Below are 25305 nucleotides of genomic sequence, written 5' to 3' on the forward strand. Positions count from 1 at the left end.
GATAAGCTGCCCGCGCATTTAAATTGCTTGTTGAGACGAGGCAAGAGGCACTCTTGCACTCTTGCAACAGTAAAGGGATTGGGGGAGAGTCGGCTAATCTAAGAATAAGCGGTTTAAATGCGTCTTAGCTTACAATCTAGACCGATGAAATTCTCAATCTTAATTGAAATGACTATATCGATTGAAACACCACTTTCTAGGGAAAGTTGACCGATTTTGAGCATTATTTTTGCTTCTTAATCCTATCGTTACCCTATTATAAAATCTCCCCCCGACTGGAGAATCAAGGGGGGGGAAAGAAATATTTTTTTAACTGACTTTACACTCAACCCCAAAACCGACCAAGAGAACTTTTTCTAAGGGTTCCCCCTGCTGGGGACGTTGATAGTTAATAATTTTGCGAATTCGCAGGTCTGGATTGATTAAAGTAATTGAATCCACGGAAACACTGCGAGTGTAATTGGTGGTCATTAATAACTCTCTGGTGGTGGAATCAAAGCGAAAAGCGGAGATAATTGGTCTTGCTTCTTCGTAGGCGCGATCACGAAGATAATCCCCTTCTAAATAACCGTTATTTTCTGCTTTAACCACAAATAAAAGATTAAGATTTTGTCGCACTTCTTCCCCTTTTTCCGAGATGGTATAGAAACCTAAATTAAACCCGGGGATACTTTCTAAATCCGCAATATCAGGATAGTTATTATCTGTTAGAACTTTCTGTTTAATCTCCCTAGTCAGGGGTTGGATAAGAAATTCAGTACGGGAACGTTCCACTTCTTGATCCGCTAGATAATGATAGGTTCTTTCTGTTTGCCAACTACCGACACAATAGGCAAAAAATTGCTGAAAAATTTCGGTATTCATAGACTTAATTCTCCTCTTGTCAGTATTTTAATTTTGAGTTATTTTATCAGTAACTTGTTCCCTATTTTCAAAACCATAACAATCTCGAACCAGATAAAGTGGCCGGCCTTTTACTTCCTCATAAACCCTGCCAATATATTCGCCAATAATACCAAGAGTGAGTAATTGAATTCCTCCTAAAAATAAGACAGTAACCATCAGAGAAGCGTATCCGGGTACATCGATTCCTAAAATAATAGTCCTAAGAATTAAAAAACTAGCATAAACAAGACTAATAAATGCAATGATAAACCCTACATAGGTCCAGACCTTCAGAGGTAAAAAACTAAAAGAGGTAATACCATCGATGGCAAAATTCCATAATTTCCAGTAATTCCATTTAGTTTGTCCTTGATACCGGGGTTCTCGATCGAATAAAATTGATGTCTGTTTATATCCTACCCAAGCAAATATACCTTTCATAAATCTTTGACGTTCGGGCATCTTTTTAATTGATTCTACCACTCGGCGATCAATTAAGCGAAAATCTCCCGTATTAGGGGGAATAGGAACCCGACTTAATTTATTAATGACTTGATAGAAACCTTCTGCGGTGAAACGTTTCAACCAACTTTCGCCAATTCTAACCCGACGGGACGCATAAACCACATCATAACCCTGCTGCCATTTTTCGATCATTTCGGCAATTAATTCTGGCGGATCTTGTAAATCAGCATCAATAGGAATGACTGCCATTCCTTGACTGTAATCAATTCCTGCTGACATGGCAATATCTTTACCAAAATTACGCGATAAATTAACCACTTTAATTTGTGGGTAACGTTGATGATATTCTACGAGATTTTTGAGAGTATTGTCACGACTACCATCATTGACGCAAACGACCTCATAACTGGTATTTATTGTCTCTAAAACCGCGAAAAGTCGCCTAAAGAGAACATCGATATTTTCTTCTTCGTTATACAGAGGAACAACAACAGATATTTTCACAGGTATTTGATTTGATAGCATATTAATTTAACAAAAAACTAGAAAAATTTTCTAACAAATATCAGCAACTAAAACTTGTTCGTACTTAGTGGCTGCTTGCTGCCAAGTATAATTATCTTCGATTAACTTGCGAGCATTTCTAGATAATTTTTCTCGCAACTCTGCCGATTCAAAAAGACTACTAATCGCCGTACAATATTCCTCAATACTATTAGCCCTTAAGGCTGCTAGAGGAACATTATTTCCTTCCACTGTTAATCCTTCTAAACCTCGATCGCTGGCTACCACTGGCACCCCCGCAGCCATAGATTCTAGGGTTTTAAACTTCATTCCAAAACCTGTTCTTAGGGGAATAACTGCCACAGTTGCCTGATGAAGATAGGTGGTCATTGACGGTACTCGTCCCGTCACAATTACTCCTTTTAACTTAGTTAATTCTTGCACTTCTAGGGATGGATTAGCACCGACTAGAGTTAAAGTAGTATCGGGATAAGTAATTTGAATACGAGGTAAAATTTCCCTAGCTAAAAAACAGGCCGCATCGATATTAACCCAATAATCTAACCCACCGATAAACACTAAATTGTGTCCAGAAGGATCCTCGGTACGATAGGGAAACAAATCTAAATCTACTGCATTAGGAATTAAATAAATTTCTCCATTGGGAGCAAATTCTTCCATTTGTTTTTGATCATCATCGGTAGTGACGACAATTTTTGAGAATTTCTGCACAGTTTTTTGTTCGTAGCGACGCAGGAGAGGAAGGTAGAGACGATCCCGTAATTCTTGACTAGAAACCCCAATTTCTAATTGACTTTTGCCGGTTTGATAGAGGGAACTATGCACATCAATTACTGTCCTAATTTGCTGTTTCCATTGAGGACGAATATAAATTTCATTAACACTATGTTCACTGGTAATTACTGGGAATTTTTGACTCTTAACTGCCCTATCTATCCAGTTCTGCATCTCTTGAGAATAGCCAAAAAGTACATTGGGAGGTGTTCCCGTTTGCAGGAATTGAGCTAATCTGTGCAGTTTAGAAATTATTCCAGTTTTGGCATCGCGAGGACGGGGAAAAACTACCAATTCACTAACAAATTTACCTAACTTTTCTACCTCCTCATCGCTGACATCAGCAGTACGCTGAACGATGAGAGTAATATCATGATTTTTGCTGAGATATTTGAGTAAATTAAAAGTTCTGCCCTGAGTTCCTCCTTTGCTAGGTGGATAGGGAAAGGTGGAACTAATCATTAAGATATTCATAGCTATTCCTCTAAACGATTTTCTACCATCATGCGGACAATATCGGTCATTTTGTATCGTGCTTGCCAACCTAATTTTTCCTTAGCTTTGTGGGGATTGCCGCGACTAATGGCTAAATCTGTTGGTCTTAATAAACTTCGATCAGAAATTACATGATCTTGCCAATTTAAGCCAACAGTAGCAAAAGCTGTGGCGACAAAATCCTCTAGTTTTGAACTTTCTCCCGTGGCAATGACGTAATCATCGGGTTGCTCCTGTTGCAACATTAAATACATCGCTTCAACGTACTCCGGCGCCCAACCCCAATCCCTTTGAATGTCCATATTCCCTAAGTGTAAAGTATCGGGACTTCCCCGGGCAATTTTAGCCACGGCAGCGATAATTTTTTGGGTAACAAAGCGCTCGGGGCGTAGGGGAGATTCATGATTGAAAAGTATGCCTGAACAGGCAAAAATTCCGTAGGCTTCTCGATAATTGGCTACTTCCCAAAAAGCCGCCGATTTGGCAACAGCGTAGGGACTGCGAGGACGAAAAGGGGTATTTTCGTCGGCAGAATTATCGCCGATATCCCCGAAACATTCACTCGATCCCGCATTATATAATTTAATTTTTGCTCCGGTAAATCGAATTGCTTCTAAGAGATTTAAGGTTCCCGTGGCAATACTTTCTAAGGTTTCCACTGGCTGCTCAAAAGATAAACCCACAGAACTTTGTCCAGCCAAATTATAGACCTCATCGGGCTGAATTTTAATTAACACCTGTAGGACACTGCGAAAGTCATTTAGTGCCATTGATTCTAGTTTTACCTGTTCCTTGATTCCCAAACGTTTCAGATTACTAAAAGAGGACATTTGGGCATCCCGGGAGGTGCCACAAACTGTATAGCCAGCTTTTAACAGTAATTCGGCGAGGTAGGCTCCATCCTGCCCCGATATACCACAAATTAACGCTTTTTTACTCATTTATTTACAATAATTTACTTTTGAGGGTTTAACATCGCCTTGGCGGCTTCGCTTAAATAACCGATTTGTCCATAGGCATAGAGAAGATTATCAAAGCTTTTAGCGGGATCATTGATAAATTTGACAGATTTAACCAATCCTCTCACCAAACGCTCACCTCCTCGCCCAAATTGAGCCAATCCCGTCTTTCCTGCCACTTCTTCCCGGTAGTGTTCGCTGATGCCTTGCCACCAACTGCGACGCATAAACCATTGACGATTGATTCTTTCCGGGGCAACATTGTGTTCCACCAATGCTGCGGGAAAATAGCCTACTTGCCATCCCTGGGCGAGTGCTAGTTCTGTAGTGTATAATTCCTCGTTAGAAAGAAGTTTTTTACCAATTCTTCCCAAATTAGGGTCAAAACCGCCAATCTTCTCCCAGAAATCTCGCCGGATTGAGTAATTAACCCCTCGCGGAGTTAAATCCGCCTGGCTGATATATACCACATTGTCGCCCAAATCGAAGGCCCCTAAACCACCGGCTAACTGATCGGATAACCAATTGGGTTGACTGTAGCCTTGCGGCCAAATTAAGGTGACTTTTCCCCCAGCTACTGCCAGTTTTTGGTTATTTTCGTAGGCATTTAACAGAATTTGCAACCATTGAGGACTAGCGATCGCATCGTCATCCAAATAGGCTAAAATCGGCGCTCTAGTTTCCTTCGCCCCGCGATTTCTGGCGGTAGATAGCCCTAAAATAGGTTCGTAAACGTATTTTAGCCGCCCATCTCCCAGACGCGACTCGACCACCTGACGGGTTTTATCGGTAGATGCGTTATCAACCACTAAAATCTCACAATCTGGGCAAGTTTGCGCCAAAAGACTATCGATCGCTGCTGCTAGGTAGTGATCGCGGTTGTAGGTACAGATAATCCCTGCTATTTTAGGAGCCATGGCTATCAAGGTTACTCATTCAATACCCTAAAACTTAACATTCCTTTGCAAAAATGTAAAAATGCTTTTTTAACCCGGAGACAGGAGACTCCGAGACAGGAGACAGGAGATTGCTTTTTACTGATAGCGTTTCTCGTAAAGATGAAGTATAACCTAATTTGGTATTGACGACCGACTGCCCAAAAGGAAAACTTCCTATCTCACCATTAAGATAACTGCTATAACACTCTCCACTGATAACTGATTACTGATTACTGAAAATATTATGCCGAAAGTAACTGTTTGTATTCCCACCTATAACCGCGCCGATTATCTCAGCTATTCGATTAATAGTGTCTTGGGGCAGACTTATGAAGATTTTGAGTTAATTGTTTGTGATGATGGTTCTTCTGATCGTACCCCAGAAGTGGTGACAGCATTTCAGGATTCGAGAATAATTTATCTGCGTCATCCCCAAAATCTTGGCAGAAGTTTAAATATGCGATCGGGTTTTACGGCTGCTCGGGGAGAATATTTTATTAAATTCGATGATGATGATGGACTAACTCCCGAATTTTTAGCGAAAACTGTCCCTATTTTAGATCAAGAAAAAAACGTTGATTTTGTCTGTACCGATCACTGGATTATTGATAAATTTGGACAAAAAGTTACGGCTGCCACCCAAGAAAATTCAGCCAAATGGGGCAAGGACAGATTACAAAAAGGGATTATTCCCGATTTAGAAAGACAAACTTTTTCCTATCAAAGTTTACAGGTGGGTTCGACTCTTTTTCGTTATCAATCCTTAGCCGATGTGGATTATATGCGCCCTCAAGCGGATGGTTGTGAAGATTTTGATTTATTAGTGCGTTTAGCCTTAGTGGGAAAACAAGCTTATTTTCTGCCAGAATTATTAATGGAATATCGTTTTCATGGCGGTCAAACTAGCTTAAAACAAGCGGTTCACTTTTTGCAAGCAAAATTGTTTTGTACGGAAAGTTATCAATTTAATGATCTAAAATTAGAAGAAGAAAGAGTAAAAAAGGCGGCTTTTTTACAGGAATCTTTGGGAATAAAATTAATTGAAAAGGGAGAAACCGAAGCTGGGCGATTTTTAATAGAAAAAGCCTCGAAATTGTCAGGAAAATCCCGACGAGCTAGACTGGGTTTACTGCTTTCCTATTTACCTCTAAACTTGAGACAATTGGCTTTTCAAGGTTTCCGTCAACTACGTCCTAAAGATTACGCTGAACAGGTCAGAGCCGTATAAACTATAACTTATAGCAGTTATCTTATCTGGTTGGGTAGGAAGTTTTCGTTTTGGAGAGTGGGTTTTCCATACCAAATTAGGTTACACTTCATCTTTGTGACCAACGCTACCAGTTTTTTAATTTAACTATCTATGGATACTATTCACGTTACAGGAATTCGTGCCTACGGTTACACAGGATATCTGGCCGAAGAACAGGTTTTAGGTCAATGGTTTGAGGTGGATTTATCCCTAGAAGTTGATATCAGCATTGCTGGCAAAAGTGACGCAATTGAAGATACTCTAGATTATCGACAGGCGATCGAAATTGTCAAACACCAGATTGAAACCAGCAAATTTGCCCTCGTGGAAAAATTGGCCACGGTTATCGCTGAGGATATCCTAAAACTCGAGGGAGTGCGACAGGTAAGAGTACAATTATCAAAACCCGCCGCCCCAATTCCCAACTTTACCGGTAAAATCACCATCGATATCACTAGATCTCGTTGAGTTTACGCGTATTATCGACTAAACTTTGCGCAAAAGCGTCAAAACGTTGGGAAAGCTTCTCGTCAAGGATTTTTCCTTCTTCGTTGAAGACTTTCCACGCTTGTCCTAAGCTAATTTGTTCCGGAATTACCCAAGCATGAACCCAACGGAGAATTATTCTTAAATCATTGAGGGCGTTACTATTGGATTGGCCGCCTAAAACACTGATTAACCCGGCAACCTTTCCCGATAACTCCTCAAAACTCATTAAATCTAGGGCATTCTTCATCACACCACTGACACTACCATGATATTCCGGTGTCGCCAAAATTAATCCTGCTGCCGATTTAACCGTTTGCTGCATTTTGGCTACATCGGGATAGTCAGAATAGTCATCTCCCCCGTTACAGAAGGGTAAAGAGAGTTTTCTTAGGTCAATTATCTCCGTTTCTACTCCTAACGCCCCTAATCGACTGATAGCAACTTCTAACGCCATCGCACTATAGGATCCGCTGCGTAAACTGCCATTAATACCAACGATTTTGATCATAGAACTTATACAAACTCATAACGACTACATATAAGCTAACAAAAAAAGAGACAATTGGGGCAAGCTTAGTTAAAAAAATATGTCGATGGGGCGGAGGGAGCGATCGATCTAAGTTTTAATGGGAGTAGAAAGAAAGATTTATTCCATTTCCCCTGATTGCCATGCCAGAATTTCTCGATTTTCTCAAACATAAATATGCCTATGTGGCTATTGGTGAATTCAAACCGGGGTGTTTTTCCGAGGCCCAAAAACTCTACGAAAAGGCCGTTTCCACCTATTCCACGGGATTCCAGGGGGCTTTTCTGTTGCAAAAACCCGGAACCGATGAAGGAATTGCCGTGATCATCTGGGATAAAATCGATGATATGGAGGCAAATAAAAGCGAAGCCCATGAATTATTGCTGAAATCCATGGCTCCTCTGTTTGCGAAACCGCCTGTGACCGATTTTTATGAAGTATGTAGCGAGATAGAAGGGTCCCCCATTTAGGGATAATGTTTCTTTTCGGTGGCGATTAATTTGGCGGCTAAAACCCCGCCTAGAAAACCGAATAAATGTCCTTGCCAAGAAATCCCCGGACGGGAAGGCAAAACGCCCCAAATTGTGCCACCGTAGAGTAAAAAGACTAGAATTGACAAGAGTATAGAAGGAATATTTCTTTGGAAATAGCCCCGCAGTAATAAAAAACCTAAATAGCCAAAAATCAAGATACTTGCCCCGATATGGATGGATCCGGGAGCAGCAAATAACCAGACTCCTAACCCCCCCACCAGCATAGTCAACCCAGTCACAATAAAAAAGTCACTGGTTTCCTGTAACATCACCAACCAACCGAGAATCAGGAAAGGAACCGTATTAGCAATAAGATGGGGAAAGTCACCGTGTAGGAAAGGTGCGAAAAGAATACCCCGCAATCCGATGACTTGATGGGGAATAATCCCGAAAATGTCTAAACTGCCCCGAAAAACAAATTGATCTAAAATCTCTAACAGCCAAAAAATCGCCACAAAGGTAGCGAGGATTATTGCTTGGGTTTTTATTTCTTGCCGTGATCCTTGACTCATAAGATTGATGGATGAGCTATTTTTTCCCATTTTGACTCTCCCCCGCTAACCGCTCGCGCGGTGTAGCGGGGGATTCTCGGTTCTTAGGCTTTTAACTAGATCGACCTGGTTTAACCGGTCGATCCCCGTCAAATCGCCTCCGCGAGCGTTTTCTAACACGGTCAGTCCGACCGCGTTTTTTCCTCGGTTCTCGATTACCTTCGCTGATGCCGTATCTCTTGGTTCAATGTGGCCGCAGAAATTGCATCGGTGAACTCTTTCTGATAACGCTTTTTTGCCGGTAATCGCGCCACAATTAGGACACTCTTGCGAAGTTCCGTTTTTATCAACCTTAAGATAATATTTTCCCCGTTTCCAAACGACAAACGGTAGTATCTCGTTAATAAAACTACCGATGCCTGAATCCAGAGATTGTTTTCTAACGATCCCTCTAGACCAGGAAACAAAGTTAATATCCTCAACGAAGATGTTATCAGCGAGATCGCAAAGGTAATGACTTAGTTTAAAGTGCCAATCTCTACGAGTATTAGACACTTTTTCGTGTAATCTTGCTATCTTCTCCTGAATTTTTAACCAATTGCTAGAGCCTTTGACTTGATGTTTCAAGCGTCTTTGTAGCAATTTAAGCTTACTCTGTACTTTCAACAAAAATCGAGGGGCTTTGATTAAATATCCCTGTGAAGTAGCGACAAAACTCTCAATTCCTGCGTCGATTCCTAAACAGGTTTTCCCAGCCGTTATATCGGGGACGGATTCTTGGGACTTAAAGGAAACCGAAACGTAAAATCCCGACGCTTTGCGGATAATTTGAGCTTGTTTAGGCTCAAACCCAGACGGGTACTCCCTAGATTTCCTAATCCGAATTTTTCCCAATTGTGGAAAATTTAAGTATTCGTCACCTAGAAAGTTTTTTGACAGCGCGGGGAAAACAAAACTTCGCATCTTTTTCTTAAATCTAGGAAAGCCGAAGCCTTTCGATTTCATGCGGTCAAACGCTTTATCTAAAGTTTTTAAGACTTGCTGTAAGACTTGAGCGTTAACCGTCTTTAATATCGGGTAAACTTTTTTAGCTTCCGTTAGATTTTTAGCTTGAACGAAGTAATTAGGATAGGGTTCATCCGCAGGAATTATGTACTCAGAAACTAGCGAACAGCGATCCGCAAGACACTTTCGAGAGTTCAACCAATCCTTCCGTTCCGAGAGCGCGTAATTGTAAACGCTCTTGCCAACATCAAGAATGTGGACGATCTCCCGTTCCTGTTGCCTGTTTACCTTTAGTTTGTACTGGTAGGTAAGCGTTATCACTGTCGTTTGTTTCGTGATGTAGAATTAGATTATAACACTTATCGCCTAATATGTCAACCGATTATAATCATGGATTTCGCTCCGTTTATAGACTTACCGCTCATGTCGTATTCGTCATCAAATACCGACCATTGCTATTAACAATGAAATCTTAGCCCGACTTAAAGAAATCTTGGTGTCAACGCTGACAAAATGGGAAAGCGTGTTGCTTGATTTCAACGGTGAATCGGATCACGTTCACCGGATTATCGATTACAAACCTGAGATCGCTTTATCCAAATTAATCGCTAACCTTAAAACAGTTAGTAGTCGCTTAATTAGAAAAGAATTTCCGTACTTAGCGGCAAAGTATTTCTACAACAAACCCTATTTTTGGACGGGAGGTTATTTCGTGGCCAGTTGTCGCGGCGTTACCATCGAACAACTAAAAAAATACGTCGATAACCAAAACTACCCGAAAGTGGAAACGCTACCGCGTTAGTTTCATTCTGGTCGCGATTCATCTCGCTCCATTGAGATAGCCCCCAGATCAGTTATCAATGATTCAGTTCTCAGTTATCAGTGATTCAGTTACCAGTTATCAGGTGTGAGTTTACAGTTTACTGTTTACTGTTTGCTGCGGGACAAAGAGAGGCTAATTGACAGGAAAAACAAGCGGGATTTCTTGCTTTACAAACCGCCCGGCCGTGGTAAATAATACTAATAGAAAAAGTTTCCCAATCCGGTTGAGGTAGTAAAGCCATTAAATCCCGTTCAATTTTCACCGGATCGTTATTAGTAGTTAAACCCAAACGATTACTTAAGCGCTTAACGTGGGTATCTACTGTCACCCCCTCAATAATCGCGTAAGCGTGAGCAAGTACCACATTAGCCGTTTTTCTAGCTACTCCGGGTAAAGTTAATAATTCCTCCATTGTCTTGGGTACTTCCCCCTGAAAATCCTTAAGAATTTTTTGACAAGCACCCTGAATATTTTTGGCTTTATTGCGATAGAATCCCGTGGAACGAATCAGAGTTTCTAACTCCTCTCGCTCGGCAAAAGCTAAGGATTTAGCATCGGGAAAACGAGCAAATAAAGCAGGAGTCACCTTATTTACCCGCTCATCAGTGCATTGTGCCGAGAGGATCACTGCCACCAATAACTGCACGGGAGTTTGATAATTTAAGCTACAGGTTGCCTCTGGATATAATCGCTTTAAGTTGCTTAAAATCTCTAGGACGTGCAGTTGAAGCTGAGTTTTTTTTCGAGGGGCCATCACTGGAATAAATCCTGAAAAACTGCTAGGTTAGCCGTGTCGCGCACGATTAAGAAAACTCCTAATCCTAAGAGTAAAACTAGACCTGTTTGCATGATGTTATCTTGCAGTTTAGTTGGGAGAGGTTTACCTACTAAAGCCTCGATTAATAAAAATACCAACTGACCACCATCAAGAGCAGGTAAAGGCAGAATATTAATCACCGCTAAGTTAATACTAATTAGGGCGGCAAATTGAAAAAGATTACCCGCATCATTACGAGCGATTGCTGCTCCGTATTCAACAATTTTAACCGGTCCGGCTACCTGTTGAACATTTTCTTTAAAGTTACTAAATAACTGCCCAAAACCTTGAATGGTTAATAGGATTAATCGTTGAAATTCACCCGCACCCAAGCTAAAAGCTTGACCAAAATTATCGGCTTTCAGGTGAGTTTCTTCACCGTTAGGAGCCAATCTCACCCCAATTTTACCCTGACCATCACTGCCCAATTCAGGAGTAACAATTAAATCGAGAGTTTCTGTGGGGCGTTTGATGGTTAATTTTAGGGGTTGATCGGGGGAAGATTGAATAATGTCACGGAAGTCAATAACGGCATTTTGAGAAGCACCAAGGGGCTGATCATTGATAGCGAGAACAATATCACCCGCTTTCATTCCCGCTTGTTTAGCGACGGAATTTTCAGCAGTGAAAACCTCTGGAATAATTACCCCTTCTTGATAGTTAATTTGGGGAAAACCCACCGTAGCGACTTGGGTAACAAGCAAAAAATAGGCAAAAATTAAATTAGCAATTACTCCCGCACTAATGACGATAGCTCGATCGAAAACGGGACGATTGCGTAATAAATCAGGATCGTTATTGGGAATTTGACTATCGGGATCGTCATCGGGAAAACCAACGTAACCCCCTAAAGGAATGGCGCGGAGGGCGTATTCTGTTTCTTTACCTTGATATTTAGCTAAAGCTGGACCAAAACCGATGGAAAAGCGATTAACATGGATAGATTGCCAACGAGCAGCGGCAAAATGACCTAATTCGTGAACGACAATTAATAGGGCAAGGACACCGATCGCTATTAAAACTGACATGATGATCAAAATATAATGAATTAGCTTTTGTTAATTGTAAGCGATCCTCCCGGGCAGATTGCAAAAAATCTCTAGTTATCGCTAATTTTTCGATCATTTATGCTAAAAGTGATCTTAACCGCCTAATTTGACCCGACGGAGAGCGATCGATGCCTTTGAGTGAGCGCGCCCAGCAATTAATCCCAAAAGCGAGAATCATCAGTTTCGCCAATTGGCCCTATCAGCAAGCAGCGATCGCTGTTTGGCAACAAGCGGATGATCTAAATCGCTATCTCAGCGACAGCGATTTAGATACTATCGTCAATTTAGAGCCTGATTTACTGGTTTCTAGTCAGCAAGCTCGAAAACTGCGGTATAATGCTAATAGCATCGTCGATAACGCTCGTCAGGCTTTATTAAGCCAATTTCCTACCATTCTCCAACCCGGAGGCGATCTTCATCCACCCCACCGCGCCGAAGCTTGTTGGCGTGATTTCTGGAACTTTTTACGCTGTATTACCTACGGTGTCGCCGGACAGCAGATTCCCTACACCAGTGCCGAGGGATTGGAAAATATGCGTCTTCTTTACCAAGAATTACAAGTACCATTAGGGGCGATGATTTCGGGGTTAGAAGCCTTAAAACAATACAGTTTAGATTATTTTAGCGACTCAGAAAAAACCGCAATTGCTCCCTATTTCGATCACTTAATTACGGTTATGAAAAAGTTTTAAAACTGCGGCATTTAATCTGTGTTAAAATAATAAGGTCAACGGTTGAAAATGCCGCTCACCGAGGTTAAAACTCCGTTGAACCCATGAAATCATCGGCGCGGGTGGGCCTCTTAGGGCCACCAAAAACCTCGATCGAGTGCCTGGCGGGTCGAGGTACTTTATAAAATGAGGGAGATTCTATGGATGCCAAAGCGAAATTACTAGAATTGATCGCTGGTAGAAATCGCGGACTCCTGGCCACGGAAAGCGACCGCGTGCGGATTTTGGCGGCGATCGAACAATTGGAGGACCACAATCCCCATCCTCATCCCCTCGAAGTTAAACAACTATTAGGGGGCAATTGGCGTTTACTATTCACCAGCAGTCGCGACATTCTGGGACTAGATCGCCTACCTTTTTTTCAATTGGGGCAAATTTATCAATATCTTGACCTGAACAAGGCCAAACTCTATAATATTGCTGAAATTACGGGCGTACCTTGGTTAGAAGGAGCAGTGATCGTCGCCGCTACCTTTGAACCCACCTCCGAGCGTCGGGTCATGGTCAAATTTGAGCGATCGATCCTCGGTCTGCAACGTTTTCTCAATTATCATTCTCCCCAAGAATTTATCGACGCGATCGAAAGTGGCAAAAAATTTCCTCCCCTCGATTTTTCCTTCAATAATCGTGAACAAAAAGGTTGGCTCGATATCACCTATCTCGATGAAGATCTCCGCATCGGCCGCGGCAGCGAGGGCAGCGTCTTTATTCTGGCTAAGGAAAAAACCTAACTTAAGATATGTCGGGAGTCAGGAGACAGGGAACAGCTATCAGGAAGGCTCTCTTAGGTTTGCTGGGTAAAATGTATTCTAAGATACATTCTTGCGGGCAAGTGAGTGGAACGAACCACAGAGACACAAAGGACACAAAGACCGATCACTACTATATAAGTTAAACTTATCACACAAAGAATAAGAGAGCCATCAGGGATCGGATTTGATACTAAATCCGTTGAGTATAGGCCACTTATGAGGAGAGGCAAAAGGCAATAATTTGCTATAATCAGTCTAGGATATACGAAAAATTTTCAGATATTTATTCCGAGAAATCGACTAAAAACGTTGCCAGATAAGGATTTGAGAGAATGACATTTGAGAGAATGAAACGACCCTAGTATTAAGGGGCGAGCCATCTTCGATTTAATTATAACCAGCTACTTAACTGATAACTGATAACTGATAACTGTTATTTTTCTGCTGCCCAACTGTCGGGAGTGTAGGTTTTTAATGCCAAAGCATGGATGGCTTCGGTAGCCAGTGCCGATTGTAAAGCGCCATAAACCATTTGATGCTGTTTAACGCGGGTTTTGCCAGCAAATTCGCCAGAAATAACCACCGCTTCCAAATGATCGCCACCTCCCGTCAAATCCCGAATCATCACTTGTGCATCGGGGATTTGTTCTTGAATCATCGCTTCTACTTGGCGAAAGTCAACCATCGTAACTCCTCAAAACAATTAAAGATACTCTGATCCCATTGTTACCGAAAGCTCGTCAATAGGGACAAAATTTACTGCCGTGGGGGGGAGTTGTTAGGAGTTGCCGAGGTGGGAGTCGGTGCGGAGATGGGTGTGCTGACAAATCCCATCTCGTAGAGTTGTTGATAGCTTTTTTGTCCTAATTCACTGGTGGGGTTTTGGGATTGAATCACCTGAATTAACAAAGGAACCGCCAATTCTGGCTGATTTTGCGCCCTATGGACCAAAGCAAGCTTATAGGTGGCTTCATCCCGCATTTGTCCCGTGTTTAAAGCACTTTGACGCTGAGAATCGAATACTTTCGGGTCAATTCCTGAGAAACTATTAGCTAATTGCAGATGATAGTTAGATAGTTGGTTAAAAATCCGGCGCGCTTGATTGAGTTTGTCCACAGCGACACTGTATTTAGCGGCATTAATAGCGGCGTTCGCTTCTTCCACTAAACGTTGTCCCCCCTGAAGACTCAGGACACTATCGGCTTGATTTAAGGGTTTTAATTCGTTAGGATCGCTGGCAGGAGTGTTAGAGTCGGGGGTTTGTGCTTGTCCGTCAGGTGCGATCGCAATAACTAAACCGATCACCAGAGTGAGCAGATAAATTAAACTATAAGGCTGTTTTCGTTTAACCATAAAATTTCTCGACTTAATGTTCCCCATGGGAACGGCTATTTTTTTTAACATCGACAACTGACCTATAGTAGCTTTTTTGGGGCAGTTTCGATCCGACCCCAGCTTTCTAGACGTTGGATCTAGCGGTTTTGTCGCCATGGCAAGCACTGATTTTTCCCAAAGAATCAGTACAAGTCCCCAAAAAGTTAGTTTATCCCCCCGATTAATGGTTTAAATACCGATAATTCACCCGTTGGAAGGCTGCCCAGATAGAATAAAGAAAAAGCAGGAGTTTAGTTGAAATGTCTTTATCACTGATTACTCGTAAGTTTACGGTGGAAGAATACGAAAAAATGACAACCGAGGGAATAATCAAACCCGATGAAAAAGTGGAATTAATTCGAGGAGAAATTATCAAAATGTCACCGATGGGAACCCGTCATGCTGCCTGTATAGCTAGATTAACACAGTTATTTTATCGAAAATTCGGTGATCTTATTCTGTTAGGAGTGCAAAACCCGATTAGATTAAATAATAATTCTCAACCAGAACCAGATTTAAGTTTACTAATACCTCGATCGGATTTTTATGTTGCTGCCTATCCTTGTCCTCAAGATATCTATTTAATTATTGAAGTTTCCGATTCTACCCTCGATTATGATCGCTATACTAAAATCCCTCTTTATGCAGAGGCAAATATTCAAGAAGTTTGGATCGTTAATCTCAAGGAAGAATGTTTAGAAGTTTATCGCCATCCGCTGCATGGTAGTTATCAAGCTATTCAGAAATATTATCGAGGTGAAATTATTTTTATTGAATCCTTTCCAGCAATAGAGTTAACTTTAATTGAAATACTCGGCAATAAAAGTGAGATCAAGGGGTAAACTTAGATTTCGTCAGGATTAATGCCTAATTCCCGCAGTTTGTTCGCTAATCGTTCCGCTCGTTGTTTTTCCTGATTATAGCTAGTGAAAGCTTGTCCATCGGGATAAAAAAGCAACATTTCCGGTTCCCCTAACTGAAATTGAATTTATTAATTGATTTTTGAAAAATGGTAAGTAGCTGGTTATAATTAAATTTAAAATGGATTTTGGGTTCGATCCCCCCTTAGTCCCCCCTTGATAAGGGGGGTGTCGATCCCCCCTTAGTCCCCCCTTGATAAGGTGGGTGTCTGATAATTTTTAACGCCTACCTACTTATAAGCCAATAACACCACTCCAAAGGGGTCTAGTATAATTAGAAGAGGTTGATCAAAGGGGGTTTATGGACGATAAAACCACAAAGCCGGAAGCATCGGAATCTGAAGAGAAAAAAGAATCAGATTTTGACCAGGAAAAGGAACAGGCTCAAGTTTGGACGGGAAAAATCACTGCTTTTGTTGCCCATCAACTCCGAACCTCCGCTCCTTCCCTTCCAATTATCGGGGGTAGCATTACAGGTATCTTAACTTGGCTTAGTCAACATGACACGGTTAAGGCGATTATTGTCGGGGGAGTCACCTTTATCGTCACGGGCTTTTTTACCTACGGATCAGCCTGGAGTCAAGGGTTTTTAGAAATAGCAAGAACCAAAGGTAAAAATCATGGTAAAGGTTCAGCTTTAAGCTTTTTTGTTTGGCTAGACAAAGGACTGGAAAAAATACGTTGGCAATTAGCTAATCCTGACGGGAAATATTTAATTAAATTACGGGATTCAGATTGTCGTTATGATGATATTGAAGGGATTGAAGATGCAATCTTTGGTTTTTCTACCCCAGAACTAGAAGAAATTTTTATTAATTTGGATCTGAGTCAATTAGAACTGCGCTCAGAAGAAGAGTCTAAAGGTACGGGGGATGATATTTGGGATTTATTGCGACGGGCTAAAAAGAGGACAAATTTACGGTTGTTAATTCTGGCTCCTGGTGGCCGAGGAAAAACGACTTTATTGCGTCATTTAGCCTATAACTACGCTCTAAAACAACCGAAACAAAATGCACCTTTTTTAATTCCTGTCTTTTTACGTTTACGGAGATGGCAGGAAGTGATTACCACCACAGAAGGATTGGATTTACCAACCTTAATTGAGCGACATCTTAAACAAGATATTTCTCAAGAATTAGATTTACCTCAGCACTGGGCTAAAAGTCATTTAACCCGTCAGCGAATGTTAGTGATGTTTGATGGTTTTGATGAAGTTAAACCCGAATATGCCGAAAAAATCAGTCAATGGATTGGCAAACAGTGGCATGATTTTCGCCAAAACTATTTTATTTTAACCTCTCGTCCCAAAGGCTATCAAGCGTTTAGCTCTGAGCATAAACCTCGACAAAAGGTGTTTATTAATGAATTTACCGATAAAAATATTCATGATTTTGTCTATAAATGGTATTTCTGGCAAGAGCAGGAAACCAGAGTTAGCAGAAGTTTAAAAGCTAAACAAGAAGCTGCCGACAATAAAGCAAAGGATTTAATTAATCAGTTATTTGCTCTCGATGATTCCGGGGAAAGTTCTACTCTATTAGCCTTAGCGAGAAATCCCTTAAATCTGAATATGATAGTACAGTTACATCGGGCAAACTTTGGCTCGGAACAAAAATTACCTCAGCAACGAGTGGATTTATTTCGCCGAATTTTTGATCTGCAATTGATCACTCGCCCTCAAGCTAGGGGCATTGATATGATTTTAGATAATAATGAGGAAAATCATCGTCAACGGGTATTGCAACAGTTAGCCCTGAAAATGGGAAATACAACCACGATTGAATATTCAGAATTACTGAGTTCTATACAAAATTTTATTCAGGAATTGGGTTATCCTGAAAGCACTTCGGCTAAGGATTTTGTAGAGCGGTTAATTCATGTGAGCGAGTTAATTTTGAAAAAGGATGAATACTATGAGTTTGCCCATAATCTTTTTCAGTCCTATTTAATTGCTTTGGAGATTAAACGGTTAAAGCAAGAAAATTTACTCTGGGAAAATTGGGAACAAAATCTCTGGTACGAGACTTGCATTATGTATGCAACTTTATTGACTAATCCGACTGATTTTATTGTCTATTTTTATAATCAATCTAATCCTAAAGCTCAGGGATTAGCGGAGCGATGTTATCGAGAATTACCTGTTAAAAAACGTCGAGGTTTGGAATTTTTAGAACAAAGACGACAGACTTCTCTCTTTACTCAACTAGAAACCTATCTGAAAAATGGCCAATGGCGCGAAGCCGATGAAGAAACGGCGCGGTTAATGTTGTTAATTGCTAAAAGGGAAGATGAAGGCTGGCTAGATGAAGAAAGTGCTGAAAACTTTCCCTGTGAGGAATTACGCACCATTGACAAGCTCTGGGTAGATAATAGCGGCAGCAAATTTGGCTTTTCTGTGCAGAAAAAAGTCTGGCTGGATTGCGGTGGTGTCCCAGGGGAATACGATTATGATGTGTATAAAAAATTCGCTGACGAGGTGGGTTGGCGCAGGAGCGGAAACTGGTTGAGCTATGATGAGCTAACTTTTTCATTAGAGGGTAGTCAACACGCATACCTACCGTCACCTTGGTGGAGGGTCGTGGGGCGCACACCAGGGGGGGGGGTTGGTCGCCGCGTGTGGTGGAGGGTATCTCTTTTCTCGCGCAGCGACTTGTAACCTGTAATATATCACAGATTTAGACATCTTAAACCAGTAAAAAGCCCCCCTTATCAAGGGGGGTTGGGGGGATCAAACCTATGCAATTAACCCATCATCTTAAACCAGTAAAAAGCCCCCCTTATCAAGGGGGGTTGGGGGGATCAAACCTATGCAATTAACCAATCATCTTAAATCAGTAAAAAGCCCCCCTTATCAAGGGGGGTTGGGGGGATCAAACCTATGCAATTAACCAATCATCTTAAACCAGTAAAAAGCCCCCCTTATCAAGGGGGGTTGGGGGGATCAAACCTATGCAATTAACCAATCATCATCATCTACCCTACAATCCCAAACTCGTAGAACGAGCCAAAGAACTCCGTAAAAATATGACCAAAGCTGAAAGAAAACTTTGGTATGAATACTTAAAAAATTTTCAATATAGAGTTCATCGTCAAAGACCGATTGATCAATTTATTGTTGACTTTTATTGCCCCGAATTAAAATTAGTGATTGAAATTGATGGTGATATTCATAATAGGGAAGATGCTCAGAACTATGACTTAGAAAGAACCCAAATTTTATCAGGTTATGGATTAACAGTAATCCGCTTTACTAATCAAGAAGTTTTGAGTAATTTTGAGGGAGTTTGTGGAGTAATTGGAAGTTTGATCCCCCCAACCCCCCTTGATAAGGGGGGCTTTGATCCCTCCTTATTAAGGGGCTTTGATCCCCCCAACCCCCCTTGATAAGGGGGGCTTTGATCCCTCCTTATTAAGGGGCTTTGATCCCCCCAACCCCCCTTGATAAGGGGGGCTTTGATCCCTCCTTATTAAGGGGCTTTGATCCCCCCAACCCCCCTTGATAAGGGGGGCTTTGATCCCTCCTTATTAAGGGGGATCTGACAATTTTTAACACCTAACTAATTAGAGAGGAAAAGAATACCCAAAAAGTTCTATTGACAACTTTTACAAGAGAGATCAAGGAGAAAATCAAGGATTTACAATCTCGGTTTCAGAACAGTCCACTGGGTTACGGGGGCCATGGCTTTCCAACCTAAAAACTTACCGACCGGTTCGGCTTTTTCAATGCCAATCCGCAGCAGTTCCCCTCCTAATTTACTATGCCATTGCAAGAGGACTAATTCGCTTTCAATTGTAACAGTGTTGGCAACAAGACGACCCCCGGGGCGCAGGGCTAACCAACAGGTTTCCAATAGGTGGGGTGTGGTGATACCGCCACCAATAAAAATAGCGTCCGGTTGCGGTAAATCTTCCAAGGCACTCGGTGCGATTCCGGCGACGATTTGCAGATGGAGCGTTCCCAGGGCGGCGGCATTATCGGCAATGTATTGTAATCTGGTGGGATGATGTTCGATCGCAATCCCCTGGCAACGGCGATCGCTACGCAGCCACTCAATGGCAATGGAACCACAACCTGCCCCCACATCCCAGAGCAATTGTCCGGGTAAGGGAGCCAATCTACTCAGCGTGATAGCACGAACTTCTCTTTTTGTCAACTGTCCGTCATGATGGTAGGCAGAATCCGGCAGTCCTGGAAGGCGCGGCGCCAGGGTGGGGGGATGGGAGGAGATGCAGCTAATGGCGATGACATTTAAATCCGCCAGATCTGTAAACTGCCAATCGTTGGCGATGCCTTGAATGTGGCGTTCTCGGGTTCCCCCTAGATGTTCTAAAACCGTGATGGAACTCTCGCCAAAACCTCCCTCCCTGAGCAGCCGAGCAGCGAGCGCCGGAGTCTGGGCATCAGCACTCAGTACCAGCAGTTTAGCGCCGGGATAAAGCACCCCATTCAAGCAGGCTGGGGGCCGACCGCACAAACTCAAAGTTTCCACTTCACTCAGGGACCAACCCAAACGACTACAGGCAAGACTGAAGGCAGAAGGAGAGGGAATAATCGTCATTTCCTCAAGGGGAATCTGACGGGTGAGGGTGACACCAATCCCGTAGCACATGGGATCACCACTGGCCAAAACACAGACGGATTGACCACGACGGCGGATAATCTCGTTAACAGAGTCTTGGATGGGAGAAGTCCAGAGCAGTTTTTGCCGTTGATCCTCAGGGGGTAACATTGCCAGATGACGTTCACCACCGACAATAACTGATGCTAAAGAAAGCAGACTTCGCCCCACCGAACTTAAACCTTCTAAGCCATCTTCACCAATTCCTATGATCGATAGCCATTTCGACTTACAATTGCGATCCGCCATATTAAAAAAAATCGCTACTATTTCATTATCTGCCATCAGGCTCTATCCTTCAAACAAGATATAATTGGGTTAGTGCCAAGTTAATTGAGATGAAAAATTATGACCACCACCGCCGATGATGTTTGGAAATTATTAGCCGAATTAGTAGAAGCTCAAAAAGAAACAGAAAGATGCTTTCAAGAAACCGAGCGACGCTTTCAAGAAACCGAGCGTGTTCTCAAAGAACAATCTTTAAAAACCGAGCGACGCTTTCAAGAAACCGAGCGCATTCTCAAAGAACAATCTTTAAAAACCGATCGCCAAATTACCAGAGTCAGTCAAGAAATTGGTAATCTTGGAGGTAAATGGGGACGTTTTGTCGAAAATATGGTAGCCCCAGCTTGTGAGACTTTATTTTTAAATCGTGATATTCCCGTACATCAAGTTAGTCAAAGAGTCAGAAAACGTCTCGACGGTAAAACCCTAGAAATTGATGTGTTAGTAACTAATGAGAATCATGTGCTAGTAGTGGAAGTCAAAAGTAGTTTAAGTGTAGATGATGTCAAAGAATTAATCAAGAATCTAACAGAATTTAGGCAATTTTTCCCAGAATATAACCAGAAACAATTATATGGGGCAGTAGCAGGCATTGAAATCGAAGAGGGAGCGGATAAATATGCCTATCGTCAAGGTTTATTTGTCTTGGCACAAAGGGGAGAAAATGTAGCGATTCTTAACGATACTGAGTTTCAACCGAAAACGTGGTAGGGGCTTTAAAAACAAGATATAATCAAGTTATTGTCAAGTTAATTCAGATGAAAAATTATGACCACCACCGCCGATGACGTTTGGAAATTATTAGCCGAATTAGTAGAAGCTCAAAAAGAGACAGAAAGATGCTTTCAAGAAACCGAGCGACGCTTTCAAGAAACCGAGCGGATTCTCAAAGAACAATCGTTAGAAACCGAGCGGATTCTCAAAGAACAATCTTTAAAAACCGATCGCCAAATTACTAGACTCAGTAAAGAAATTGGTAATCTTGGCGGTAAATGGGGACGTTTTGTCGAAAATATGGTAGCTCCAGCTTGTGAGACTTTATTTTTAAATCGTCAGATTCCCGTACATCAAGTTAGTCAAAGAGTCAGAAAACGTCTCGACGGTAAAACCCTAGAAATTGATGTGTTAGTAACTAATGAAAATCATGTGCTGGTAGTGGAAGTCAAAAGTAGTTTAAGTGTAGATGATGTCAAAGAATTAATCAAGAATCTAACAGAATTTAGGCAATTTTTCCCAGAATATAACCAGAAACAATTATATGGGGCAGTAGCAGGCATTGAAATCGAAGAAGGAGCAGATAAATATGCCTATCGTCAAGGTTTATTTGTCTTGGCACAAAGGGGGGAAAATGTAGCAATTCTTAACGATACTGAGTTTCAACCGAAAACGTGGTATGATCCTTAAGCTTGTCTTTGGGAAAGTCCAGTGCGATTCTGGTACTGTGCCGCAGCTGTAATCAAGTAAAAAGTAAAAAGAGTACATCTTCCCTTTTTCCTTGCGAGTCAGAATGCCAATTACAAGTTTTTAATCGGTAGATAGACAAATATTTTCTAACTACTTCTCTGCGTCGCATGGAGAACAAACAACGGTGAATTGGTTAGTTGAAGCAAATGCTTGTCCTGGTTTATTTTATGGAACTGCTGCCCAGGATGGGTTTTTAATTCGTCTCCGCACCCCCGGTGGATGGCTCAATTCTCCACAGGGAAAAGCGATCGCCACTTGGCTCGAACAATGGCAGACGACAATACAAGTTACCAATCGGGCAAATCTGCAAATTCGCGGACTGCAAAAATCCCCCAGTTTAGAAGAATTTCAAACCCTGCAAAAATTAGGGTTAGCCGCCCATAATCCCAGTATCGATCATCTGCGTAATATCATGTCCAGTCCCACGGCTGGAATTGACTGTCAAGAATCGATCGATACTCGTCCATTAGTCCAAGAATTAGATAATTTTATCCAAAATTATCCATCAATTGCCCAACTAAGTCCTAAATTTAGTATCGGCATCGATGGCGGTGGTGCAGTGGGAATTGGCACCGGTTCAACTATGGCCTGGCAACACCGCTATAATGAGATTCAGCTATCAGCAATTGTCCTCAATAATCCGAAAAATTTAACTTCTATTCTTTGCTTTCGATTAGCCCTCGGAGGAGATAAACAATTATATGACACGGACTTATTAATTGAGCCAGAAAACTGTTTAGCTGTGGTCAAAGCTTTAGTCACAGTTTATATCGATTATGTTCAACAAAACCCCAATATCAAGGGTAAAAAACCTCGGATGAAACACCTGCTCAAAGATTGGGGATTGACAAAATATCTCGAACAAGTTAACTACCAATTACATCGGACTTCTACCGGCATAATACAAGGGCAAGAATACCAGCAGGCTGCCCATTCTACTCAACCCTATTTTCATCTGGGAATTCATCCTCAAAAGCAACCAGGATTATCTTATATTGGTCTATCATTAAGATTAGGACAATTGACGGCTAATCAACTATGGGGATTAGCGGCACTATCAGAAACTTTTGGCAGTGGTCAGTTACGATTAACCCCTTGGCAGACTGTTATATTACCCGATATTCCCGATGAAAAAGTCTCAGAATTGTTGCCAAAACTGGCATCCTTAGGATTATCCGCTTCTCCCGGATGGGATGCGGGGATAGTTGCCTGTAGCGGTAAACCGGGCTGTGCGGCGGCGGCCACTGCAACTCAAATTCATGCTTCTCTCTTGGCAGATTATTTGAAAGAACACTTAACCTGCAATTCTCCTGTTAATATTCACTTGACAGGTTGTGCTAAATCCTGCGCTCAACCGGGTCCGGCCGAAATTACCCTTTTAGGAACTACCATCGAGGAAAATGGCCAAATACTAGAAGCTTATCAAGTCTATATGGGTGATAGTCAAAAATTCTTAGAAACACCCATATTTGAGGGAGAATTTACCAAGATTCCCCCCCTCATAGCCCAAATTTTAAGCTCCCAAAAATCGAAAATTTAGATAAATAGAATGGAATACATTAAGAATGGTGAGGAAATTTACCGCAAATCTTTTGCTATTATTCGGGCTGAAACTAACTGGGAAAATCTCCCCGATGATTTAGCTCATGTGGCGGTTCGTCTAATTCATTCCTGTGGGATGACAGACATAACAGAAGATTTAGAAGCATCACCGGATGCAGTTAAAATCGGACGAAATGCCCTCGCTGGGGGTGCAGCAATTCTCTGTGATTCTCAAATGGTCGCTAATGGCATTACCAAAGCCCGTTTACCTAAAAATAATCCGATTATTTGTACCCTCAATCATCCAGAAGTGACCGAATTAGCACGGCAAATTAATAATACTCGCTCCGCTGCCGCTTTAGAACTTTGGCGACGTCATTTAGCTGGAGCAGTGGTGGCCATTGGTAATGCACCAACCGCACTTTTTCGCCTGCTAGAATTGCTCGATCAAAATGTAGATAAACCGGCTTTGATTTTAGGCTTTCCCGTGGGATTTGTAGGAGCGGCAGAGTCGAAAATAGAATTAGCAACTAATAGTCGTGGCGTGCCATTTATTACCCTGCACGGACGCAGGGGAGGAAGCGCAATCGCAGCAGCAGCAGTCAATGCTTTAGCAAAAGAGAACGAATTATGAATAAATTAGGCAAACTTTATGGATTAGGAATCGGGCCCGGTGATCCCGAATTGTTGACGCTAAAAGCACACCGAATTCTCACAACTGTTCCGGTAATTGCCTATCCTACCTTAGAAAGTGGCAAAGTTTTGGCACGGGCAATTGTGTCGGATTTTATCCGTCCCGAGCAGATAGAAATTCCCATGCCTTTACCTTTTAGTGTCGAGCGCAGTTCTCAACCTCATTATGATATTGCCGCCGAAAATATCGCCGAACATTTAAACTTAGGTCGAGATGTGGCGGTTTTATGTGTGGGCGATCCGATGTTGTATGGCACGTTTATGTATATCTTTAATCGCTTGTGCGATCGCTTTTCCATTGAAGTCGTGCCGGGTATTTCTTCAGTGATGGCAAGTGCAGCAATGCTGGGTGTACCTATCACTTATCGAAATGACGTATTTAGTATTATGCCCGCTACTTTAAAGGCGGAAATATTGCGGGATCGCCTAGCCTTTATCGATGCAGCAGCGATTATTAAATTAGGCAGACATTTCGCTAAAGTTCGCGATATTCTCGAGGAATTAGGATTATTAGAACGCGCCCTCTACATCGAACGAGCAACCTTACCCAATCAGCAAATTATTCCGATTACAGAAGTCGATCCAGAGGCTGCTACTTACTGGTCATTAATTCTGATTCCTAGTAAAACTAAACCGCAATAACTCTATAGACACTAAGTTAAATTCTCTATCCCCTACCGAGTGCATCTCACATTTGCAGAAATACCGACAATCAGCAATTATCAGTGACTCTTAAATGATGACAAATGTATCAGCAGCTGCCTGTAAGCATCCCACCGAAAAGCTAATGCGCGGGGGGGGTTGACGGCGACGCTACGCCCACGACGAGGCTCAACAATACCTCAACAACTAATGGAAGGGATTCCGGCATGATTAAAATAAATTAAGGTCATCTGGCCGCA

27 protein-coding genes and 1 riboswitch are annotated in these 25305 nt (G+C 41.9%); of the genes, 14 read left to right on the forward strand and 13 right to left on the reverse strand.

Features of this window, described 5'->3' with window-relative positions:
• Positions 1-309: 309 nt before the first annotated feature.
• Genes myaer_RS20870 through myaer_RS20890 form a run of 5 tightly spaced genes read right to left on the reverse strand, consistent with a single transcriptional unit; the run spans position 310 to position 5020 of the window.
• Entirely contained in the window at positions 310-864 is a 555-nt protein-coding gene (locus myaer_RS20870; RefSeq protein WP_046663517.1) for a phycobiliprotein lyase, read from the reverse strand.
• Positions 865-891: 27 nt separating this feature from the next.
• Positions 892-1875 (reverse strand): glycosyltransferase family 2 protein, encoded by a 984-nt coding sequence (locus tag myaer_RS20875; RefSeq protein ID WP_046663518.1) that lies wholly within the window; start codon positions 1873-1875, stop codon positions 892-894.
• A gap of 30 nt (positions 1876-1905) precedes the next feature.
• On the reverse strand, positions 1906-3123 hold the full coding sequence (locus myaer_RS20880) for a glycosyltransferase family 4 protein (protein ID WP_080949793.1): 1218 nt from the start codon (positions 3121-3123) through the stop codon (positions 1906-1908).
• A 2-nt stretch (positions 3124-3125) separates the two neighbouring features.
• Positions 3126-4085, reverse strand: coding sequence for a GDP-mannose 4,6-dehydratase (locus myaer_RS20885; RefSeq protein WP_046663519.1), 960 nt, complete (start codon positions 4083-4085; stop codon positions 3126-3128).
• 14 nt (positions 4086-4099) lie between these two features.
• Positions 4100-5020 (reverse strand): glycosyltransferase family 2 protein, encoded by a 921-nt coding sequence (locus myaer_RS20890; RefSeq protein ID WP_046663520.1) that lies wholly within the window; start codon positions 5018-5020, stop codon positions 4100-4102.
• Positions 5021-5285: 265 nt separating this feature from the next.
• On the opposite strand from myaer_RS20890, the gene myaer_RS20895 reads away from it, so the two are divergent.
• Positions 5286-6269, forward strand: coding sequence for a glycosyltransferase family 2 protein (locus tag myaer_RS20895; protein ID WP_046663521.1), 984 nt, complete (start codon positions 5286-5288; stop codon positions 6267-6269).
• Positions 6270-6401: 132 nt separating this feature from the next.
• Positions 6402-6758, forward strand: coding sequence for a dihydroneopterin aldolase (gene folB / locus myaer_RS20900; RefSeq protein WP_046663522.1), 357 nt, complete (start codon positions 6402-6404; stop codon positions 6756-6758).
• Here folB and myaer_RS20905 read toward each other — a convergent pair.
• Positions 6745-7287 carry an NADPH-dependent FMN reductase gene (locus tag myaer_RS20905; RefSeq protein WP_046663523.1) on the reverse strand — a complete coding sequence of 181 codons (543 nt, stop codon included), beginning with the start codon at positions 7285-7287 and terminating at the stop codon, positions 6745-6747. The two genes, folB and myaer_RS20905, sit on opposite strands and share 14 nt — an antisense overlap.
• Before the next feature lie 161 nt (positions 7288-7448).
• Here myaer_RS20905 and myaer_RS20910 point away from each other — a divergent pair, with 161 nt between their 5' ends.
• Positions 7449-7775 (forward strand): antibiotic biosynthesis monooxygenase family protein, encoded by a 327-nt coding sequence (locus tag myaer_RS20910; RefSeq protein WP_002759792.1) that lies wholly within the window; start codon positions 7449-7451, stop codon positions 7773-7775.
• On the opposite strand, the gene myaer_RS20915 is transcribed toward myaer_RS20910, so the two are convergent.
• Positions 7772-8380: a rhomboid family intramembrane serine protease gene (locus tag myaer_RS20915; protein WP_002804258.1), complete on the reverse strand. Its 609-nt coding sequence runs from the start codon at positions 8378-8380 to the stop codon at positions 7772-7774. The genes myaer_RS20910 and myaer_RS20915 overlap by 4 nt on opposite strands.
• 15 nt (positions 8381-8395) lie before the next feature.
• Positions 8396-9655: an RNA-guided endonuclease InsQ/TnpB family protein gene (locus myaer_RS20920; RefSeq protein WP_046663524.1), complete on the reverse strand. Its 1260-nt coding sequence runs from the start codon at positions 9653-9655 to the stop codon at positions 8396-8398.
• A gap of 175 nt (positions 9656-9830) precedes the next feature.
• Here myaer_RS20920 and tnpA point away from each other — a divergent pair, with 175 nt between their 5' ends.
• Complete coding sequence (gene tnpA / locus myaer_RS20925) at positions 9831-10136, forward strand: IS200/IS605 family transposase (RefSeq protein WP_235614783.1); 306 nt, start codon at positions 9831-9833, stop codon at positions 10134-10136.
• A 118-nt stretch (positions 10137-10254) separates the two neighbouring features.
• Here the strand turns inward: tnpA and nth are convergent, their stop codons facing one another.
• Together nth and rseP are read right to left on the reverse strand one after the other, a co-directional pair.
• On the reverse strand, positions 10255-10911 hold the full coding sequence (gene nth / locus myaer_RS20930) for an endonuclease III (RefSeq protein WP_046663525.1): 657 nt from the start codon (positions 10909-10911) through the stop codon (positions 10255-10257).
• Entirely contained in the window at positions 10911-12002 is a 1092-nt protein-coding gene (gene rseP, locus myaer_RS20935) for an RIP metalloprotease RseP (RefSeq protein ID WP_046663526.1), read from the reverse strand. Before rseP ends, nth begins: the two co-directional genes overlap by 1 nt.
• Before the next feature lie 149 nt (positions 12003-12151).
• Between rseP and myaer_RS20940 the strand changes: the two genes are divergently transcribed.
• Positions 12152-12715 (forward strand): phycobilisome protein, encoded by a 564-nt coding sequence (locus myaer_RS20940; protein ID WP_046663527.1) that lies wholly within the window; start codon positions 12152-12154, stop codon positions 12713-12715.
• Between the two features lie 179 nt (positions 12716-12894).
• The gene (locus myaer_RS20945) at positions 12895-13485 is read left to right on the forward strand and encodes a PAP/fibrillin family protein (RefSeq protein WP_002747500.1); all 591 of its coding nucleotides are present in this window, start codon (positions 12895-12897) and stop codon (positions 13483-13485) included.
• A 454-nt stretch (positions 13486-13939) separates the two neighbouring features.
• Here the strand turns inward: myaer_RS20945 and myaer_RS20950 are convergent, their stop codons facing one another.
• Together myaer_RS20950 and myaer_RS20955 are read right to left on the reverse strand one after the other, a co-directional pair.
• Entirely contained in the window at positions 13940-14191 is a 252-nt protein-coding gene (locus myaer_RS20950) for a BolA family protein (RefSeq protein ID WP_002737239.1), read from the reverse strand.
• Between the two features lie 71 nt (positions 14192-14262).
• Positions 14263-14910, reverse strand: coding sequence for a hypothetical protein (locus myaer_RS20955; protein ID WP_066030221.1), 648 nt, complete (start codon positions 14908-14910; stop codon positions 14263-14265).
• A 230-nt stretch (positions 14911-15140) separates the two neighbouring features.
• Here myaer_RS20955 and myaer_RS20960 point away from each other — a divergent pair, with 230 nt between their 5' ends.
• The 3 genes from myaer_RS20960 (at position 15141) to myaer_RS20970 (ending at position 19184) form a co-directional block, all read left to right on the forward strand.
• On the forward strand, positions 15141-15722 hold the full coding sequence (locus myaer_RS20960) for a Uma2 family endonuclease (protein ID WP_046663529.1): 582 nt from the start codon (positions 15141-15143) through the stop codon (positions 15720-15722).
• 379 nt (positions 15723-16101) lie between these two features.
• The gene (locus tag myaer_RS20965; protein WP_235614784.1) at positions 16102-18456 is read left to right on the forward strand and encodes a GUN4 domain-containing protein; all 2355 of its coding nucleotides are present in this window, start codon (positions 16102-16104) and stop codon (positions 18454-18456) included.
• A 293-nt stretch (positions 18457-18749) separates the two neighbouring features.
• The gene (locus myaer_RS20970) at positions 18750-19184 is read left to right on the forward strand and encodes an endonuclease domain-containing protein (protein ID WP_046663530.1); all 435 of its coding nucleotides are present in this window, start codon (positions 18750-18752) and stop codon (positions 19182-19184) included.
• Positions 19185-19435: 251 nt separating this feature from the next.
• On the opposite strand, the gene cbiE is transcribed toward myaer_RS20970, so the two are convergent.
• Positions 19436-20704: a precorrin-6y C5,15-methyltransferase (decarboxylating) subunit CbiE gene (gene cbiE / locus myaer_RS20975; protein WP_080949794.1), complete on the reverse strand. Its 1269-nt coding sequence runs from the start codon at positions 20702-20704 to the stop codon at positions 19436-19438.
• Positions 20705-20767: 63 nt separating this feature from the next.
• On the opposite strand from cbiE, the gene myaer_RS20980 reads away from it, so the two are divergent.
• The 5 genes from myaer_RS20980 (at position 20768) to cobI (ending at position 25045) form a co-directional block, all read left to right on the forward strand.
• Complete coding sequence (locus myaer_RS20980; RefSeq protein ID WP_046663531.1) at positions 20768-21415, forward strand: hypothetical protein; 648 nt, start codon at positions 20768-20770, stop codon at positions 21413-21415.
• A gap of 57 nt (positions 21416-21472) precedes the next feature.
• Positions 21473-22108: a hypothetical protein gene (locus myaer_RS21265; protein ID WP_046663532.1), complete on the forward strand. Its 636-nt coding sequence runs from the start codon at positions 21473-21475 to the stop codon at positions 22106-22108.
• Positions 22077-22238, forward strand: a riboswitch (cobalamin riboswitch). It overlaps the preceding gene by 32 nt.
• Positions 22239-22292: 54 nt before the next feature.
• Positions 22293-23708, forward strand: a complete 1416-nt coding sequence (gene cobG, locus myaer_RS20985) for a precorrin-3B synthase (protein ID WP_046663533.1) — start codon at positions 22293-22295, stop codon at positions 23706-23708.
• Between the two features lie 9 nt (positions 23709-23717).
• The gene (locus tag myaer_RS20990) at positions 23718-24344 is read left to right on the forward strand and encodes a precorrin-8X methylmutase (RefSeq protein ID WP_046663534.1); all 627 of its coding nucleotides are present in this window, start codon (positions 23718-23720) and stop codon (positions 24342-24344) included.
• Positions 24341-25045 carry a precorrin-2 C(20)-methyltransferase gene (gene cobI, locus myaer_RS20995; protein ID WP_046663535.1) on the forward strand — a complete coding sequence of 235 codons (705 nt, stop codon included), beginning with the start codon at positions 24341-24343 and terminating at the stop codon, positions 25043-25045. Before myaer_RS20990 ends, cobI begins: the two co-directional genes overlap by 4 nt.
• The last annotated feature ends 260 nt before the right edge of the window (positions 25046-25305 follow it).

The organism is Microcystis aeruginosa NIES-2549, from assembly GCF_000981785.2.
Taxonomy (GTDB): Bacteria; Cyanobacteriota; Cyanobacteriia; order Cyanobacteriales; family Microcystaceae; genus Microcystis; species Microcystis aeruginosa_C.

What these genes read in the sequence shown, in the direction of transcription:
- myaer_RS20885 (WP_046663519.1), bottom strand. Translation starts at nt 4,085, where the DNA reads ATGAGTAAAAAAGCGTTAATTTGTGGTATATCGGGGCAGGATGGAGCC.
- folB (WP_046663522.1), top strand. Translation starts at nt 6,402, where the DNA reads ATGGATACTATTCACGTTACAGGAATTCGTGCCTACGGTTACACAGGA.
- myaer_RS20955 (WP_066030221.1), bottom strand. Translation starts at nt 14,910, where the DNA reads ATGTTAAAAAAAATAGCCGTTCCCATGGGGAACATTAAGTCGAGAAAT.
- myaer_RS20915 (WP_002804258.1), bottom strand. Translation starts at nt 8,380, where the DNA reads ATGGGAAAAAATAGCTCATCCATCAATCTTATGAGTCAAGGATCACGG.
- myaer_RS20970 (WP_046663530.1), top strand. Translation starts at nt 18,750, where the DNA reads ATGCAATTAACCAATCATCATCATCTACCCTACAATCCCAAACTCGTA.
- myaer_RS20960 (WP_046663529.1), top strand. Translation starts at nt 15,141, where the DNA reads ATGTCTTTATCACTGATTACTCGTAAGTTTACGGTGGAAGAATACGAA.
- nth (WP_046663525.1), bottom strand. Translation starts at nt 10,911, where the DNA reads ATGGCCCCTCGAAAAAAAACTCAGCTTCAACTGCACGTCCTAGAGATT.
- myaer_RS20990 (WP_046663534.1), top strand. Translation starts at nt 23,718, where the DNA reads ATGGAATACATTAAGAATGGTGAGGAAATTTACCGCAAATCTTTTGCT.
- rseP (WP_046663526.1), bottom strand. Translation starts at nt 12,002, where the DNA reads ATGTCAGTTTTAATAGCGATCGGTGTCCTTGCCCTATTAATTGTCGTT.
- myaer_RS20875 (WP_046663518.1), bottom strand. Translation starts at nt 1,875, where the DNA reads ATGCTATCAAATCAAATACCTGTGAAAATATCTGTTGTTGTTCCTCTG.
- myaer_RS20940 (WP_046663527.1), top strand. Translation starts at nt 12,152, where the DNA reads ATGCCTTTGAGTGAGCGCGCCCAGCAATTAATCCCAAAAGCGAGAATC.
- myaer_RS20895 (WP_046663521.1), top strand. Translation starts at nt 5,286, where the DNA reads ATGCCGAAAGTAACTGTTTGTATTCCCACCTATAACCGCGCCGATTAT.
- myaer_RS20945 (WP_002747500.1), top strand. Translation starts at nt 12,895, where the DNA reads ATGGATGCCAAAGCGAAATTACTAGAATTGATCGCTGGTAGAAATCGC.
- myaer_RS20980 (WP_046663531.1), top strand. Translation starts at nt 20,768, where the DNA reads ATGACCACCACCGCCGATGATGTTTGGAAATTATTAGCCGAATTAGTA.
- myaer_RS20910 (WP_002759792.1), top strand. Translation starts at nt 7,449, where the DNA reads ATGCCAGAATTTCTCGATTTTCTCAAACATAAATATGCCTATGTGGCT.
- cbiE (WP_080949794.1), bottom strand. Translation starts at nt 20,704, where the DNA reads ATGGCAGATAATGAAATAGTAGCGATTTTTTTTAATATGGCGGATCGC.
- myaer_RS20965 (WP_235614784.1), top strand. Translation starts at nt 16,102, where the DNA reads ATGGACGATAAAACCACAAAGCCGGAAGCATCGGAATCTGAAGAGAAA.
- myaer_RS20880 (WP_080949793.1), bottom strand. Translation starts at nt 3,123, where the DNA reads ATGAATATCTTAATGATTAGTTCCACCTTTCCCTATCCACCTAGCAAA.
- myaer_RS20905 (WP_046663523.1), bottom strand. Translation starts at nt 7,287, where the DNA reads ATGATCAAAATCGTTGGTATTAATGGCAGTTTACGCAGCGGATCCTAT.
- myaer_RS21265 (WP_046663532.1), top strand. Translation starts at nt 21,473, where the DNA reads ATGACCACCACCGCCGATGACGTTTGGAAATTATTAGCCGAATTAGTA.
- myaer_RS20950 (WP_002737239.1), bottom strand. Translation starts at nt 14,191, where the DNA reads ATGGTTGACTTTCGCCAAGTAGAAGCGATGATTCAAGAACAAATCCCC.
- myaer_RS20870 (WP_046663517.1), bottom strand. Translation starts at nt 864, where the DNA reads ATGAATACCGAAATTTTTCAGCAATTTTTTGCCTATTGTGTCGGTAGT.
- cobI (WP_046663535.1), top strand. Translation starts at nt 24,341, where the DNA reads ATGAATAAATTAGGCAAACTTTATGGATTAGGAATCGGGCCCGGTGAT.
- myaer_RS20890 (WP_046663520.1), bottom strand. Translation starts at nt 5,020, where the DNA reads ATGGCTCCTAAAATAGCAGGGATTATCTGTACCTACAACCGCGATCAC.